15 protein-coding genes are annotated in these 15620 nt (G+C 64.3%); 7 read left to right on the top strand and 8 right to left on the bottom strand.

Annotated features, from left to right (window positions below; all coding sequences use genetic code 11):
• Nucleotides 1-8 precede the first annotated feature (8 nt).
• Nucleotides 9-1457, bottom strand: a complete 1449-nt coding sequence (locus tag A4R29_RS00080; RefSeq protein WP_063170911.1) for an APC family permease — start codon at nt 1455-1457, stop codon at nt 9-11.
• Between the two features lie 173 nt (nt 1458-1630).
• On the opposite strand from A4R29_RS00080, the gene A4R29_RS00085 reads away from it, so the two are divergent.
• Genes A4R29_RS00085 through A4R29_RS00110 form a run of 6 tightly spaced genes read left to right on the top strand, consistent with a single transcriptional unit; the run spans nt 1631 to nt 8060 of the window.
• The gene (locus A4R29_RS00085) at nt 1631-2401 is read left to right on the top strand and encodes an IclR family transcriptional regulator (protein ID WP_063173502.1); all 771 of its coding nucleotides are present in this window, start codon (nt 1631-1633) and stop codon (nt 2399-2401) included.
• Nucleotides 2401-3681 (top strand): Tm-1-like ATP-binding domain-containing protein, encoded by a 1281-nt coding sequence (locus A4R29_RS00090; RefSeq protein WP_063170912.1) that lies wholly within the window; start codon nt 2401-2403, stop codon nt 3679-3681. Before A4R29_RS00085 ends, A4R29_RS00090 begins: the two co-directional genes overlap by 1 nt.
• On the top strand, nt 3678-4346 hold the full coding sequence (locus tag A4R29_RS00095) for an HAD family hydrolase (RefSeq protein ID WP_024502132.1): 669 nt from the start codon (nt 3678-3680) through the stop codon (nt 4344-4346). The genes A4R29_RS00090 and A4R29_RS00095 overlap by 4 nt, the downstream gene beginning before the upstream one ends.
• Before the next feature lie 19 nt (nt 4347-4365).
• Nucleotides 4366-5715, top strand: a complete 1350-nt coding sequence (locus A4R29_RS00100; RefSeq protein WP_063170913.1) for an aminotransferase class III-fold pyridoxal phosphate-dependent enzyme — start codon at nt 4366-4368, stop codon at nt 5713-5715.
• 33 nt (nt 5716-5748) lie between these two features.
• Complete coding sequence (locus A4R29_RS00105; protein ID WP_063170914.1) at nt 5749-7041, top strand: aminotransferase class III-fold pyridoxal phosphate-dependent enzyme; 1293 nt, start codon at nt 5749-5751, stop codon at nt 7039-7041.
• Nucleotides 7038-8060, top strand: a complete 1023-nt coding sequence (locus A4R29_RS00110; RefSeq protein ID WP_063170915.1) for a phosphotransferase enzyme family protein — start codon at nt 7038-7040, stop codon at nt 8058-8060. Before A4R29_RS00105 ends, A4R29_RS00110 begins: the two co-directional genes overlap by 4 nt.
• 28 nt (nt 8061-8088) lie before the next feature.
• On the opposite strand, the gene hpaH is transcribed toward A4R29_RS00110, so the two are convergent.
• From hpaH to A4R29_RS00135, 5 genes are all read right to left on the bottom strand, one after another.
• A complete protein-coding gene (gene hpaH / locus A4R29_RS00115) occupies nt 8089-8895 on the bottom strand; it encodes a 2-oxo-hept-4-ene-1,7-dioate hydratase (RefSeq protein ID WP_063170916.1) in 807 nt (268 codons plus the stop codon).
• Entirely contained in the window at nt 8892-9764 is an 873-nt protein-coding gene (locus tag A4R29_RS00120) for a fumarylacetoacetate hydrolase family protein (RefSeq protein WP_063170917.1), read from the bottom strand. Before A4R29_RS00120 ends, hpaH begins: the two co-directional genes overlap by 4 nt.
• 235 nt (nt 9765-9999) lie before the next feature.
• Nucleotides 10000-10980: a 3,4-dihydroxyphenylacetate 2,3-dioxygenase gene (gene hpaD, locus A4R29_RS00125; RefSeq protein WP_063170918.1), complete on the bottom strand. Its 981-nt coding sequence runs from the start codon at nt 10978-10980 to the stop codon at nt 10000-10002.
• Between the two features lie 14 nt (nt 10981-10994).
• Complete coding sequence (gene hpaE / locus A4R29_RS00130; RefSeq protein ID WP_063173503.1) at nt 10995-12512, bottom strand: 5-carboxymethyl-2-hydroxymuconate semialdehyde dehydrogenase; 1518 nt, start codon at nt 12510-12512, stop codon at nt 10995-10997.
• Nucleotides 12513-12523: 11 nt separating this feature from the next.
• Nucleotides 12524-12910, bottom strand: coding sequence for a 5-carboxymethyl-2-hydroxymuconate Delta-isomerase (locus A4R29_RS00135; protein ID WP_013528543.1), 387 nt, complete (start codon nt 12908-12910; stop codon nt 12524-12526).
• A gap of 215 nt (nt 12911-13125) precedes the next feature.
• Here A4R29_RS00135 and hpaR point away from each other — a divergent pair, with 215 nt between their 5' ends.
• Nucleotides 13126-13521 (top strand): homoprotocatechuate degradation operon regulator HpaR, encoded by a 396-nt coding sequence (gene hpaR / locus A4R29_RS00140; RefSeq protein ID WP_224620863.1) that lies wholly within the window; start codon nt 13126-13128, stop codon nt 13519-13521.
• A gap of 29 nt (nt 13522-13550) precedes the next feature.
• On the opposite strand, the gene A4R29_RS00145 is transcribed toward hpaR, so the two are convergent.
• A complete protein-coding gene (locus A4R29_RS00145; RefSeq protein ID WP_063170919.1) occupies nt 13551-14060 on the bottom strand; it encodes a flavin reductase in 510 nt (169 codons plus the stop codon).
• A gap of 6 nt (nt 14061-14066) precedes the next feature.
• Nucleotides 14067-15611, bottom strand: coding sequence for a 4-hydroxyphenylacetate 3-hydroxylase N-terminal domain-containing protein (locus A4R29_RS00150; protein WP_027161136.1), 1545 nt, complete (start codon nt 15609-15611; stop codon nt 14067-14069).
• Between the last annotated feature and the right edge of the window lie 9 nt (nt 15612-15620).

The raw sequence follows: 15620 nt of genomic DNA on the forward strand, positions 1-15620 counted from the left end.
TGCTTTTCTCAATCTTTCAGCGGCTGGCCGAGGTTTTTGAACGCGACCGGATCGCGGCTCTTCAGCGCGCTGGCCAGCAGCAGGCCGACGATCGCGGCGATCAGCACCAGCCCCGGCAGGAACACGCCAAGGAAACCGCCGGCTCCCGACAGGCTGCCGAAATTGATGACGATCAAATAGATGATGATGACGAAGGCGATGAAGGTCAGCCCGGGCAGGATGGTGGTCTTCAGCGCATTCTCGTGGGCTGCCGGGTTGGCGCGGAAGAACATCACCACGGCAAGCGATGCCACCGCCATCATCACGATGACACCGAGCGTCGCGACATTGGTCAGCCACGAAAACAGCGCCAGCACCGGATCGAGGCCGAGCACGGCGAACAGGCCGACAACGACCGCGGCGAGCACGCTCTGGATGACGGAAGCGACATGTGGGCTCTGGTGCACCGGATGCGTCACGCCAATCGTCTGCGGCAACAGCTTCTCGCGGCCCGAGACGTAGATGTAGCGCGCAACCGCATTGTGGAACGCCAGCACGCCGGCAAACAGGCTCGACACGAACAGGATGCTCATCGCCTGCGAAAGCATCGTGCCGGCGTAGCGGTCGGACAGGCCGAACAGGAAGGTCGTCGGATCCTGCAATCCCTGCAGCGTCGGCAGCAATTTGTCGACACCGGCGCCGACCGCCATCAGCCATGCCGTGAGCATGTAGAAGACGCCGATCAGCACGACCGAGAAATAGGTGGCGCGCGGAATGGTGACCTTTGGGTCGCGGGCTTCCTCGGCATAGATCGTCGTCGCCTCGAAACCGATGAAGGCGGCGAAGCAGAACAGGATGGCGATGGCCGGCGAGCCGCTGACGATCTGGCTCCAGCTGAATGGCGCCGCCGACAGGCCGCTATCGCCGCCGGTCTTGAGGATGGCGATATCGAGGATCAGCACCACAAGATATTCGCACAGCACCAGCACCGTCAGGATCTTGGCGGAGAGGTCGACCTGCCGATAGCCGAGCACGGCGACCAGCGCGATGGCGATGAAGCTCCACACCCACCAGGGCAGGTTGATGCCCCAGCCGGCGAATAGGCCGGCGGTTGCGGCGCCCAGCAGGCCCATGACGCCGATCTGCATGGCGTTGTAGGACAGGATGGCGATCAGCGCCGTGGCGCCGCCGGCCATGCTGCCGAGGCCGCGTGCGGCATAGGCATAGAAGGCGCCGGCATTGCCGACATGGCGTGACATGGCGACATAGCCGACCGCGAACAAAAGCAGCAGCACGGTCACGATGAGATAGGTGCCGGCAAAGCCGGCGCCATTGCCCATCAGCATGCCAAGCGGCGTGCCGCCGGCGACTGCCGTGAGTGGGGCGGCCGCAGAAATCACCATGAAGGTGATGGCGCCGACGCCAAGACTGTTCTTGCGCAGCCTGTTGGCCGGCGCCTGTTCCGAGACTGCTGTCATTGATCCCTCCTGTTTGCAAACCCTTGAGTTCGCCGGCCGAATGGCCTGTCCCATGCACTCTGGTGGTTGGTTCATTATTTGAACCGTTATTTTGAATATAGACTTGCAAACAATGCTGATGCCTGTCAAGTTAATTCACACGTTAAATGATTGTCCCAAACCGGGAGGCAAATTTGAGTACGGTCGGAAAAGCGATCTCGCTTCTGGAGCTGTTCAACGTCGACGAGCCCGAGCTCGGCCTGTCCGATCTGGCGCGCCGCTCGGGCTTCGACAAGGCGACGACAAGGCGGCTGCTGGTAGCGCTGGCCGGCCGTGGTTTCGTCGAGCAGGATGCGGGTACGCGGCACTATCGCCTCGGCGCCGGGCTGTCGCGGCTGGCGCGCATCCGCGAGGCGCGCTTTCCCTTCCTGCAGACGGCCGTTCCGCTGGTGCGGGACCTGGCCGCATCGACGGCCGAGACCGTGCATTTGTCGGAATTCGGCGTCGACAGGCTGGTCACCGTCCACGTCGAGCATCCAGCATGGGCAAACCGGGTCAACATCGACATCGGTCAGTTGCTGCCTTTGCATTCGACCGCGTCGGGCATCGCCTATCTGGCCTTCGCCCGCGACGAGATCGTCAGGGCGTGCCTGACGGGTTCGCTCGATGCCTTCACGGCTCATACGCTGATCGAGCCGGCCGCCATCTCAAGATCCATGGGCGAGGCGCGCGAGCGCGGCTATTCGATCTGCGACCAGGGTTATGAGGAAGGTGTGATCAGCGTCGCGGCGGCAATCCGCGGGGCGGATGGCTTTGCGCTCGGCACCATCGCGGTGGCCGCGCCGAAGGCCAGAACCACGGCAGCCGCGATCGCGGAACGGGGACTTGCGGTGATGGAAGCGGCACGGGAAATTTCGATGCGCCTCAACGGCGAGAACCTGCAAACCCTGAGGAGGCAGGCCTGATGCCCTCGGAGACTGCGCCCCGCATCCTGGTCATCGGCACGGGCGACACAAAGGCCGAAGAGCTGTTGTTCATGAAACAGTGCATCGAGCAGTCGGGCGGCAGCGCCGTGATGATGGATGTCAGCGTGCTGGGCGACCCGCCCTACAGCCCGGACCACGATAAGCACGCCGTGGCGCGGGCGGTGGATGTGACGATCGCCGAGATCGTTTCGAGTGGTGACGAGAACACCGCCATGACGCTGATGGCCGGCGGCGCCGTGCAACTGGTGCGCAAGCTCCATCAAAACGGCGAGATCGACGCCTTCATCGCCATCGGCGGTTCGATGGGAACCGATCTGGCGCTCGACGTGGCGCTTTGCCTGCCGCTCGGCGTGCCGAAATTCGTCGTCTCGACCATCGCCTATTCGCACCTCATCCCACCCGAGCGCGTCGCGCCCGACCTGATGATGATCCTCTGGGCGGGCGGGCTGTACGGCCTCAACTCGATCTGCAGGCTGGTCCTGTCACAGGCCTGTGGTGCGGTCGTCGGCGCGGCCAGGATCGTGCTGGAGACTCGCATGTCGGCTCCGGCAATCGGACCGACCATCGGCATGACCTCGCTCGGCAGCAGCTGCCTGCGCTACATGAAGACGCTGAAGCCGGCGCTGGAACAGCGCGGCTATGACGTTGCCGTCTTCCACACCACCGGAATGGGCGGCCGCGCCTTCGAATCGATTGCCGGCCAAGACCATTTTTGCGCGGTGTTCGACTTCAGCCTGCAGGAAATCACCAACCATCTCGCGGGCTCCGTCGTCAGTTCCGGCACCGACCGGCTGGAGAATGCCGGTGCCCGCGGCGTTCCGCAGATCGCAGCACCCGGCGCGGTCGACATGGTCGACCTGCCGACCTGGCAGGATTTGCCGGCTAAATTCTCGACGCGACCGTTTCATGCCCACAACAGGCTGATCGCTTCGATCACCGTCGATGCCGACGATCGCCGCCAGGTCGCCAGGACCATCGCCGCCAAGCTCGGTGCCGCCAGAGGCCGCTCCGCCTTCATCCTGCCGTCCCAGGGCATCCAGGAATGGGACGTGGAGGGCGAGCCGCTCTATGAGCCGGAAGCCCTGGCCGCCTTCACTGACGAAATTCGCAAGGTCATTCCCGCCGGCGTCGAGTTCCACGAGATCGACGCTCACATCAACAGCGACGACTTCGTCGGCAAGGCGCTCGAGATCTTCGACCGCTGGGTCGAGGAAGGCATCGTCCCGCGCGGCAAGCCGGCCGAGGGAGTGGCGGCGTGAGTGCTGTTCCCGCCCAGGCGCTTGTCCTCGATTTCGGCGGCGTCGTCACCCGCACGCTGTTCGAGACCCACGCCTTGACCGAACAGGCGCTCGGCCTCGCGCCGGGGACGCTGCAATGGCGCGGGCCGTTCGATCCGGGCAGCGATCCGCTGTGGCGCGCCATGCAGGCCGACGAGATCAGCGAGCGTGACTATTGGCGCACACGCACAAGCGAGGTCGGCCGTCTGGTGGGCGAGGACTGGCAGGCGATGGAGACCTTCGTCCGGCGCGCGCGAGGGGCCGAGCCGGAAAAGGTGGTGCGGCCGGAGGCTGACAGCACCATTCGCACGGTGCATGCCGCCGGTTTTCGACTGGCCATCCTGTCCAATGAACTCGACCTGTTCTACGGCGCCGACTTCCGCCAGCGGCTGCCGTTGCTTGGCCTCTTCGATGTGATCATCGACGCCACTTACACCGGCATCCTCAAGCCCGACCCGCGTGCCTATGCCTTCGTCACCGAGGCGCTCGGCGTGCCGGCCGGCGCTTGCGTCTTCGTCGACGACCAGCGGCGCAATGTCGATGGCGGCTGTGCTGCCGGCATGCGCACGGTGCATTTCGACGTCGCTCGCCCGGCTCATTCCTATGCCGAGGCCCTCGGCCATTTCGACCTCGTCCCAGTTGCCTGAGATTTTTGCGGAGTCCATTATGCGCGACATCAATTTTCTCACCGAAACCAACGCCAAGCCGATCTGGCATCCGATGGCGCATCCGGCCGAGATGCGGGCCAACCCGCCAAAGGTGATCATGAAAGGCGAGGGTGTGATGGTCACCGACATCGCCGGCAACACCGTGCTCGACGCCGTCGGCGGCCTGTGGAACGTCAATCTCGGCTACAGCTGCGACCCGATCAAGAAAGCGATCGCCGACCAGCTTGGCGCGCTGCCCTATTATTCCGGCTTTCGCGGCACCTCGACCGGCCCGTCGATCGAGCTCGCCTACGAACTCTGCGAATGGTTCGAGCCAGAAGGCATGGTGCGGACGTTTTTCACTTCGGGCGGCTCGGATTCGGTCGAAACGGCACTTCGGCTGGCGCGGCAGTACTGGAAGATCCGTGGCCAGGCCGACCGCACCAAATTCATCGCCTTGAAGAAAGGCTATCACGGCACGCATTTCGGCGGCGCGTCGGTCAACGGCAATGCCAATTTCCGCCGCAACTACGAGCCGCTGCTGCCGGGCGTCTTCCACATTCCCGCGCCCTGGACCTTCCGCAACCCGTTCGATGAGACCGACCCAGTGCGGCTGGCAAAACTCTGCGCCAAGGCGCTGGAGGACGAAATCGCCTTCCAGGGCGGCGATACCATCGCCGCTTTCATCATGGAGCCGGTTCTCGGCGCCGGCGGCGTCATCGTTCCGCATGAGAGCTTCATGCCGCTGGTGCGCGAGATCTGCGACCGCCACGAGATCCTTTTGATCGCCGATGAAGTTGTCACCGGCTTCGGCCGCACCGGCGCCTGGTCGGGCTCGCGGCTGTCCGGCGTGAAGCCCGATTTCATGACCATCGCCAAGGCGATCACTTCGGGTTATTTCCCGCTCGGCGCCACTTTGATCGGCGCCAAGGTCGCCGATGTCTTCGAGGCCGACAAGACCAGCTTCGGCGCCATCGGCCATGGCTATACCTATTCCGGCCATCCTGTCGGCTGCGCCGCGGGTCTGGCGGCGCTTGCCGAGACCAAACGGCTGCGCCTGAACGAGAACGCGGCCGCGCGTGGTGTCGAACTCGCAGCCGTGCTGGAGGGGCTGAAGGCGAAGCATGCGATCGTCGGCGATGTCCGGTACAAGGGCCTGATGGCGGCACTGGAGCTGGTCTCGGACCGCGCGACGAAAAAGCCCGCCGACAAGAAGACCATGGCATTGGTTTCGGAGGCGGCCTACGAGGCCGGCGTCATGCTGCGCGTCTCCGGTAACGCCATCATCCTGTCGCCGCCGCTTATCGTCAGCGCCGCGGATGTCGCGAGGATCGGCGAAGCATTGGATGCAGGCCTGTCGAAGGTCTGACGGTTATTGGAGAGAACGGAGTTTCGAGACGCAATGACTCAACCGCAAGAAGCGCTGGTTAGCCGGCGCTCGCGCCTGCTCGGTGCGAAATCGCAATTGTTCTATGACGAGCCCGTGCACCTGGTGCGCGGCGAAGGCGTCTGGCTCTACGATGCCGACGGCCGCAAATATCTCGACGCGTACAACAATGTCGCCCATGTCGGCCACTGCCACCCCTATGTGGTCGAGGCCCTGTGCCGGCAGGCAAGCCTGCTCAACACCCACACGCGCTATCTTCACACCGCCATCCTCGACTATGTCGAGCGGCTGACCGCGACCTTCGATGCCAGCCTGTCGACCGCCATCCTGACCTGCACCGGCAGCGAGGCCAACGACATCGCGCTGCGCATGGCGCAGGCCGCCACCGGCCGCATGGGTATCATCGCCACCGACGCCACCTATCATGGCAACACCGCGGCGGTTTCGCAGCTCAGCACCCGCATGCCGCCGGTCGGCGGCCGCGCCCGCCACGTCAGGCTGGTGCCGGCGCCTGACAGCTATCGCCATCCGGATGCGATGGCCAACGGCAAAGCCTTTGGCGACGCGGTGCGCGAAGCCATCGCCGCGCTGGCAAAGGACGGTATCGGCCTGTCCGGCATCATCCTTTGTCCGCTGCTCGCCAATGAAGGCTTCCCGACGCTCCCATCCGACTTTTTCGACGACGCGATGCGCGCGGTGCGTGACGCCGGCGGACTGGTCATCGCCGATGAGGTGCAGCCCGGTTTCGGCCGCACCGGCAGCCATTTCTGGGGCCACCAGCGCGCCGGTTTCGTTCCCGACATCGTCACCATGGGCAAGCCGATGGGCAACGGCCATCCAATCGCCGCCGTGGTCACATCAAGGGAGATATTGGCGACCTTCCGCAACGCCTTCCGTTATTTCAACACCTTCGGCGGCAATCCGGTTTCCTGCGCGGTGGCCAATGCCGTTCTCGACGTCATCGAGCAGGAAGATCTCGTTGCCAACGCGCGTGACGTCGGCGCCTATGCACTCAACCTGCTGCGCCCGCTCGCCGATCGCCATGAATGTATCGGCGAGGTCAGGGGCGCTGGCCTGTTCTTCGGCGCCGAACTGGTTCACGACCGCAAGACGCGCGAACCGGCGCCCGACATTGCCGAGCAGGTCGCCAACCGGATGCGCCAGCGCGGCGTGCTGATGGGCAAGACCGGCATCCACGGCAATGTGTTGAAGATCCGCCCGCCAATGCCGTTCTCCCGCGACAATGCCGACTTCCTGATCGGCGTCCTCGACGAAGTGCTTGGCGAAGTCGGCGGAGTGAAGGCGTGAGCGCAGTCTCCGCGCAATCCGAACCAGAGACGGCAGCCGATGTCACGGCGCTGGCCAGGCGCGCGCTCGCCCATTGGGGCATTGATGAGGGTGAGCCGGAGCTGCTGAAATTCCGCGAGAACGCGGTCTTCCGGATCCGTCTACCCGATGGCCAGCCGGCCGCCATGCGCATTCACCGGCTTGGCTATCACACGGACGCCGCCCTGCGCTCGGAACTGCAATGGATGGGTTTTCTGCAATCGGCCGGCATCGCCACGCCATCTGCGGTCGCCACGCCGGCTGGCGATCTGTTCGTGCTTGTCAGCGCGAACGCCTCAATGCAACCCCGGCAAGTCGATTGCCTGAGCTGGCTGGAAGGCCGCGCCGTCGGCGCGCGAGGCGTGCCGCTGGATTTTACGCCCGAGCAGGCAAGACAGATCTTTACCGAGATCGGGCGAACCATCGCCCACATGCACAATGTCACAGCAGCCTGGACGCCTCCGTCCGGCTTTGCCCGCCATGCCTGGGATTTCGACGGCTTCTTCGGCGCGAACCCGAATTGGGGGCGTTTCGAGACCTCGCCCTTCCTCGACGGTCCTCGCCGCGAACTGGTTTTGCGGGCGCGCGAAAAGGCCGTGCGCGCGCTATTGACGTATGAACGCAGTGCCCGCAATTTCGGCATCATCCACGCCGACCTGGTGCGCGAGAATGTGCTCGTCCATAATGGTGCGATCCGCATCATCGACTTCGACGATTGCGGCCATGGCTGGCACATGTACGACCTTGCCGTCGCGCTTTACCAGAACCGGGATGAGGCGATCTATCCGCTGATCGAGGCCGCTTTGCTCAAGGGCTATCGGCAGGAGCGCGAACTGACGGCGCGCGACATCGCCGCGCTGCCGCTGTTTTCTGCCTTGCGGGCCTTCGCCTTCCTCGGCTGGGTGCAGAGCCGCGTCGAAGGCGACATCACCAGGGAGGTCGGCTTGCGCATGTCGGCCATCGCAGCCGATGTGGTGATTGCCTATCTGCATGGCGAATAAGGCCGATTGATAAGAACTGGCGGAACCGTCAGCCCTTCGCGAAATGGATGCTGACCGTGCCCGAACTGCCGAAATCGGCGACGATCGTGTCGCCGGGTCGCGCCTCGACCGGACGCACGAACGACCCGGAGAGAACGACCTCGCCGGCAGCGATCGACATGCCGTAGCGGGCGAGCCTGTCGGCCAGCCAGGCAATGCCCATCGCCGGATGGTTGAGCACGCCGGCGCCAAGCCCGGTCTCCTCGACCTCGGCATTGCGCGAAACGATGGCGCCGATCCAGCGCATGTCGGTCTCATCAGGCCGCTGCGGCCGGCCGCCGATGACGATGCCGGCATTGGCGGCATTGTCCGAAATGGTGTCGAAGAAGGTACGCGCCTTCTTCGTCTCCGCATTGACGCGCTCGATGCGCGTATCGAGGATTTCGAGCGCCGGCGTGATGTAGTCGGTGGCGTTGAGCACGTCGGAGATCGTCACGCCGGGGCCTTTCAGAGGCGCCTTCATGATGAAGGCGATCTCGGCCTCGACACGCGGCTGGATGAAGCTGCCGGCGGGAATGGTCGCGCCATCATTGAAGAACATGTCGTCGAACAGCACGCCCGAATCCGGCGTGTCGATGGCGAGCGCATATTGCATCGCCTTGGAGGTCAGGCCGATCTTCCAGCCCTTCGGCTTCAGCCCGGCATCGATCTTGCGCGTCACCAGCGCTGCCTGCACGCGATAGGCATCCTCCATCGTCGCCTCGGGAAAATCGAGGCTGAGCAGCCGGATCTGGCGGCGTGAGCGCTCGGCCTCGAACAGCCGTGCCGCGGCGTCTTCCACTTGCTCCGGGGTCATGCTGCTTCCTCGTCGACGACGCTGTTGCGCAGCACGCCGATGCCGTCTGCCTCGACCTCGATGACGTCGCCGGGCTTCAGCCAGATCGGCGGCTCGAAGCGGGCGCCGGCGCCCGTCGGCGTGCCGGTGACGATGATGTCGCCCGGCACCAGCGTGGTGAAGGTCGAGACATAGGCGATAATCTTGCGAAACGAGAAGATCATCCGGCTGGTGCGGTCCTGCTGGCGGATTTCGCCATTGACGCGGGTGGTCAGCGCGATGTCGGCGATCTGCGCCTCGTGGGTGAACGGCACCAGCCAAGGGCCGATCGAGCCGGTGCGGTCGAAATTCTTGCCTTGCGTGACGTTGAACTTGGCATGCCGCACCCAGTCGCGGATGGTGCCTTCATTGCACAGCGACAGTGCCGCAATATGGCTGAGCGCGTTGGCCTCGGCAATGCGCCGTCCCGCCTTGCCGATGACGATGACGATTTCACCCTCATAGTCGAGCTGCGGGGATTCCGGCGGCCGCACCAGCGGCGCGCCATGGCCGACGAAGGAGCGGGGAAAACGGACGAACAGCGACGGATTCGAGGGTGCTGCCTGGCCGTCCTTGTACTCCTCGTTGCGGTCGGGGTAGTTGACGCCGACGCAGATGATCTTTTCCGGCGAAGGGATCGGAATTTCGTAGGCAATGGCGTCGAGCGGGAAATCGACTGGGAAGGCCTCTGCCTCTTCCGCCAGCCGCCGCAAGGCGCCGGCCTCGATCACCTCCCGCAGCGTCGGCCACTGGCCGTGGCGCGCCGACAGGTCGACGACACCCTTGCTGGTGACCGCGCCATAGCGCGCCTTGCCGCCGACGGTGAAGGTGGCGAGCCGTGCGTGGTTCATGCTGCGGCTCCGGCGATGGTGGTGGGCGAGGTTGGAGCTCTACGGCGCCCCCCTCTGTCCTGCCGGACATCTCCCCCTCCTGGGGGGAGATCGGATGTCATCTCTGCCTTCGCCAATTTCCAACGCTGCAAGAGAGGCGCTGACCATGGGCCTAGCCAATCTCCCCCCTTGAGGGGTAGATGTCCGGCAAGACAGAGGGGGGCGCGAAGGAACGCTGACATCGATTAGAATCCACTCACGGCGCAATGATCGGCGAAGCCGCCAAATCCGGCTGGCGCGCCTCCGCCCCGGCAAACGCACTGCCCTCCTCGAACCAGCTTTTCGGCGCCGGTGCGCCCCACAGCGTCTGGCGCTGCGGGTCCTTGAGGTCCCACTTGATCGGCTCCAGGTCCGGATCGACCGTCTGGTAGTCCGAGCAGTAGATCTCGATGCGGTGGTTGTCCGGGTCGCGGACATAAAGGAAGAAGGCGTTGGAAATGCCGTGCCGGCCGGGGCCGCGTTCGATGTTCGGCAAATAGCCCGTGGTCGCCATCAGGTCGAGCAGGTCGATGATGTTGAGCGGCGTCGGCACCCAGAAGGCGACATGATGCAGGCGCGGGCCGATGCCGTTGGTGAAGGCGATGTCGTGGACGCCGCCCTTGCGGTGCGTCCAAGCTGCCCAAAGCTTCCCGGTTGCGGCATCCTCGGTGTATTCGGTGACGCGAAAACCGAGCTCGTTGTAGAAGGCGATGGACTCGTCGACATTGGGCGAGAAGCAGTTGAAGTGGTCGATGCGCAGCGGCTTGACGCCCTTGTAGAGCGCATATTTCTGATGGATCGGCGGCAGCCTTTCCATCTGGGCATAGAACTCCAGCGGAATCCCGTGCGGGTCGCGCGTCCGAAAAGTGCGCGACTGGTAGGGCCGCTCGACCCATTCCACCGGCAGGCCCTTGCCCTTGAAGAAATACTCGGCCTTATTGAGGTCCTCGTCCGAAAAGACCTTGAAGCCGAGGTCGCGCGCTTCCGGCGTCGTCGCCTTGCGCAGCACGATGCAGTGATGGCCACGTTCCTCCATGGCGCGCAGGTAGATGGCGCCTGATGTCTCGTCGGTAACCTGCAGGCCGAGCGTGTCGACATAGAAGGCGCGGGATTTGGCGAGGTCGGTGACGGCCAACTCGACATGGCTGAGGCGCACGATGTTGAAGGCGGGGTAGAGATTGGGTTTGGGCAAGGGCATCCGATTTCCTCCGGTCAGCCGCCGAATTTCTGGATCGCGTGCGCCGTCGTCGCGAAGGCGACGTTCTTCGTCTCCATGTAGAAGTCGAAGGAATGGTCGCCGCCGTCGCGGCCGATGCCGGAATTCTTGACGCCGCCGAAGGGGGTCGGCAAATGCCGCACGTTCTCGGAGTTAACCCAGATCATGCCGGCCTCCAGCGCATCGGTGAAACGGAAGGCGCGGGTGACGTCAGAGGTCCAGAGATAGCCGGTCAGGCCGTATTGCGTGTCGTTGGCCAGCGCCAGCGCTTCCGCCTCGTCGTTGAACGCAATGGCGCTCAGCACCGGCCCGAAAATCTCCTCCTGCGCGATGCGCATGCCGTTGGTCACGTTGGTGAACAGGGTCGGGCCGACATAACAGCCGCCTCCCGGTCCATCGACCTTGCCGCCGCCGACGGCCAGCGTCGCCCCCTCCGACCTGCCGATGTCGATATAGGACAGCACCTTCTTTTCATGCACCGGATGGATCAGCGGCCCGACCACCGTTTTCGGATCGAGCGGGTGGCCGACGACGATGCGCTTCGCCCTCTCCGCGACTTTGGCGGTGAAGCTTTCATAGATCGAGGCTTCGACCAAAAGCCGCGACGACGAGGTGCAGCGCTCGCCATTCAGCGAATAGATCATGAATACGGCGGCGTCGGCGGCGCGCTCGAGATCGGCGTCGGCAAAGACGATCACAGGGTTCTTGCCGCCAAGCTCGAAATGCACGCGCTTCAGCGTGCCGGCGCCTTGCTTCATGATCATCGAACCGGTGCGGCTTTCGCCGACAAAACCGATCGCCCTGATGTCGGGATGCTCGGTCAGCGCCTTGCCGGCGTCTTCACCAAGGCCGTTGACCAGGTTCCATACGCCTTTCGGCAGGCCGGCCTCCTCGGCGATCTCGACCAGCAGGCGGGCGGTCAGCGGCGAGAATTCAGCCGGCTTATGAACCACGGTGCATCCGGCCGCCAGCGCTGGCGCAATCTTCCACGTCGACAGCATGAACGGTGTGTTCCACGGCGTGATGATGCCGACCGGGCCGATCGGCACCCGCGTCGTCATATTGACCTGGCCTGTCGTACGCAGTGTCTCGCCGTCGCGCGCTTCGGGCGCGCGGTCGGCGAAGAAACGGAAATTCTCGGCACCGCGCAGCGCTGCCTTGGCCATGAACTTCAGCGCCTGGCCGGTATCCATGCATTCGACAAAAGCGATCTCCTCGGCGCGCGCTTCGATTGCGTCGGCGATTTTGTGCAGCAGCTTCTTGCGTGCCTCGCCAGGCATGGCCGCCCAGGCTGGGAACGCCGCCTTCGCCGCCTTGGCGGCGCGGTCGATGTCGGCGGCGCCGCCGCGCGCGACGCTTGCCAGCGGCTTGAGGTCGACCGGCGACAGCGTTTCGAACGTCGCGCCATCGAGGGCCGGCACCGCCTCGCCGCCGATCTGGTTCAAAACGCCATCGCGCTTGAAGCGGGCCAGATAGGCCTCGGCCTTTTTCAGATTGCCTTGCAGGTCGGACATGTCGGGTTCCGTCACTTGCCGCGCAGCCGCGGGTGGATTGCGTTTTTCTTCCAACTGAGCACCGGGTCGATTTCCCGGATTTCGAGCGACAGAGCGAAATGCGGGGTCTCGAACAGGGTGGCAAGGTATTCGCTCACCGCCGCGAAGACAGCCTCGCCGGTCCGCTTCTTCTCGTCCGGGCTGCGGCCGGTGCCGATGCGAAACGACATGTCGAGAAAAGCGTTTTCCGGCAGGCTGTCGGCCATCGCGTAGGCCTCGGCGCGAAAGGCCCGCACCCGCACGGCGCCGGTCTCGAACAGCCCGGTGTCCAGCACTGTGCGCAACACCAGCGCGCACAATTCGTCCATATCGACCTTGGCATCGAGATTGGCCGAATACTCGATGGAGAAGTGAGGCACGGCGCTTCGTTTCCCTGGGTTATTGCTTTGTTGTAGTTAACGCGTTAATTACATGCGGCATCCGCGAAGTCAAGTCTTGCATCGGCCTTGGCGCAACGATACGGGATGGCAGGAACGGGCCCCGGCAGGCGGATTCGACCGAGGGAAGGCCTGTTTCGATCGCAAGCGTGGGAGGCTCTTTTTTGCTGCCTGAAAACACCCGTCGTTCCCTGCCGATGGCGCTGCTTCATGCCCGCGAAGCGGTGATGGCGCGGTTTCGGCCGATGCTTGCGGCGCATGACGTGACCGAACAGCAATGGCGCGTGCTGCGTGTGCTCAGCGAAGCCGGCCCGGTCGAGGCGACGGAACTTGCCGATCGCGCCTCGGTTTTGCCGCCCAGCCTGACGCGCATCATCAAGGCGCTCGAGGGACGCAAATTCATCACCCGCAACAAGGCCGAAGGCGACGGCCGCCGCGTCGTGCTGACCATTGCGCCTGCCGGCTCCGCCCTGATCGACGCCCTGTCGCCCGAGCGTCGCGTCATCTATGACGACATCGAACAGCGTTTTGGGCATGAGAAGCTGGAGCAGCTCCTCGACCTCTTGGAGAGCTTGATCGACGGCGAGAGCTGAGCGGTCGGTCCTGGCCGTTTCGTCCAGGCTCACCCGCCAAAGCTGCCCAACCGTGTCGGCTGCGTATAATTCCGGTCGACATAGAGCAGGGCCGAGCCGCCGCTGCCGTGCCGGACATCGATGACGCGGCCGATCATGACATTGTGCGTGCCGACGACATGCACAGTCTCGATCTCGCAATCGAAGTTGACGATCGCATCCGACAGCGCCGGCGTGCCGGAGGTCAGCGTCTGCCAACGCGCCGAGGCGTAGCGCGCCTCCATGTCCCTGGTCGCGCCGGCGAACTTTCCCGCCAGATGCATGTGGGCATGCGTCAGCACGTTGACGCAGAAGCGCCGGTTGGACAGGAACATGGCGGCCTGCGTCGAGCGCCCGTTCATGCACACGAGCAGCGTCGGCGGCTCGTCCGAGACGCTGCACATGGCGGTGGCGGTGAAGCCGCCGCGTCCTGCCGGCCCGTCTGTGGTGACGATGTTGACCGGCGCGCAGACCCTCGCCATGGCGTCGCGGAAATCGGCTTTCGAAATCTGCGTGGCCATGTGATTTCACTCGGCCGTTGAGACAAGCGGATTGAACCAGGTATCGCCGGTCCAGCCATTCTCGTCATAATCGGCCATGCAGGTGTCGACCAGCTCTTCCATCGCCTTCAGCCGCCCGCCGCGCTCGGCGCCTTTCAGCACCTGCAGCCGTACCTCTTCCGGCGCACCGGCATAGTTGAGCTCATAGAGCGCGTGGCGGCCGCCGAACTCGGTGCCGGTCGCATCCCACAACAGCTTCATGATCTTGATGCGTTCGATGTGGCCCATATCGTTGGAGCCGCGCACATATTGCGCCAGATATTTGTCGATCTCGGGGTTGTTGAAGTCGCGCACCGACGACGGCAGGTAGATCAGCCCCGAGGCGATCACCCGGCGCACGGTGTCGATGACGCGCGGATAGGCTTCCGACATGAAGGTGCGGTAGGCAAGCGCGGCTTCCAGGTTGGGCAGCACCGCGCCATTCGCCCACGGGATCGGGTTGTAGGCCATGGCGTTGGAAAAGCTCCAGAACATGTGCCTGAGCGCAATGACCTCGCCCAGTGCCGCCTGGTTGCCGCGGAAAGCATCGCCGCCGGTGGCGCGCAGCGCCTTGGCCAGCAGGCCGGCGAGGAAGTCGAGCTTGACGGCGAAGCGCGTGCAGCCCTGGAAGCAGTAGCCGTGCATGAAGCCGGAGGCCGGATGGAAGGACAGGATTTTTTGCGCATCGCGCAGCACCAGAACGTCCTCCCAGGGGATGAAGACATTGTCGAGCACCAGGATCGCGTCGTTCTCGTCGAAGCGCGACGACAGCGGATAGTCGAAGGGTGCCGCCACCGTGTTGGCCGTCTGCTCGTAGGAGACGCGGCAGAACATCTTTATCCCCGGCGCATTCATCGGCACGATGAACATCACCGACAGCGACGGATCCTCGGTCACCGTCGCCGACCCTTGCGCCAGGAAATTGTAGTGCGTCAGCGCCGAAGACGTCGCCACCACCTTGGCGCCGGACACGTAGATGCCGGCATCCGTCTCCCTGGTGATGTGGACGAAGACATCCTTCACCTGTTCAGCCGGCTTGTGGCGGTCGATCGGCGGGTTGACGATGGCGTGGTTCATGAACAACGCGGCTTCCTGCGCGCGTTTGTGCCAGGACAGGGCATTGTCCTTGAACGGCCCGTACCAGTCGGCATTGGCGCCGAGCGTGTTCATCAGCGCCGCCTTGTAGTCGGGCGTGCGGCCCATCCAGCCATAGGACATGCGCGACCACTCCGCGATCGCCGCCTGCTGGGCAACAAGCTCGGCGGAAGACTTGGCAACGCGGAAATATTTGTGGGTGTAGCCGCCCGAGCCGGTGTCGGTTGGTGACGTCAGCGCGTCCCGCCGCTTTGGATCATGCAGGGCGTCGTAGAGGCGCGCCAGCGACCGCGCCGAATTGCGCATCGCCGGATGCGTGGTGACGTCGGCAATGCGTTCGCCGTTGATATAGACCTCGCGGCCATCGCGCAGGCTCTCCAGATACTCGGCCCCGGTGAACGGGCGTGCCTTATCGGTGCGGAAGTCTTCTGATCGCATGATGGTCCT

Origin of the sequence: Mesorhizobium ciceri biovar biserrulae (assembly GCF_001618845.1) — a bacterium.
Taxonomy (GTDB): domain Bacteria; phylum Pseudomonadota; class Alphaproteobacteria; order Rhizobiales; family Rhizobiaceae; genus Mesorhizobium; species Mesorhizobium ciceri.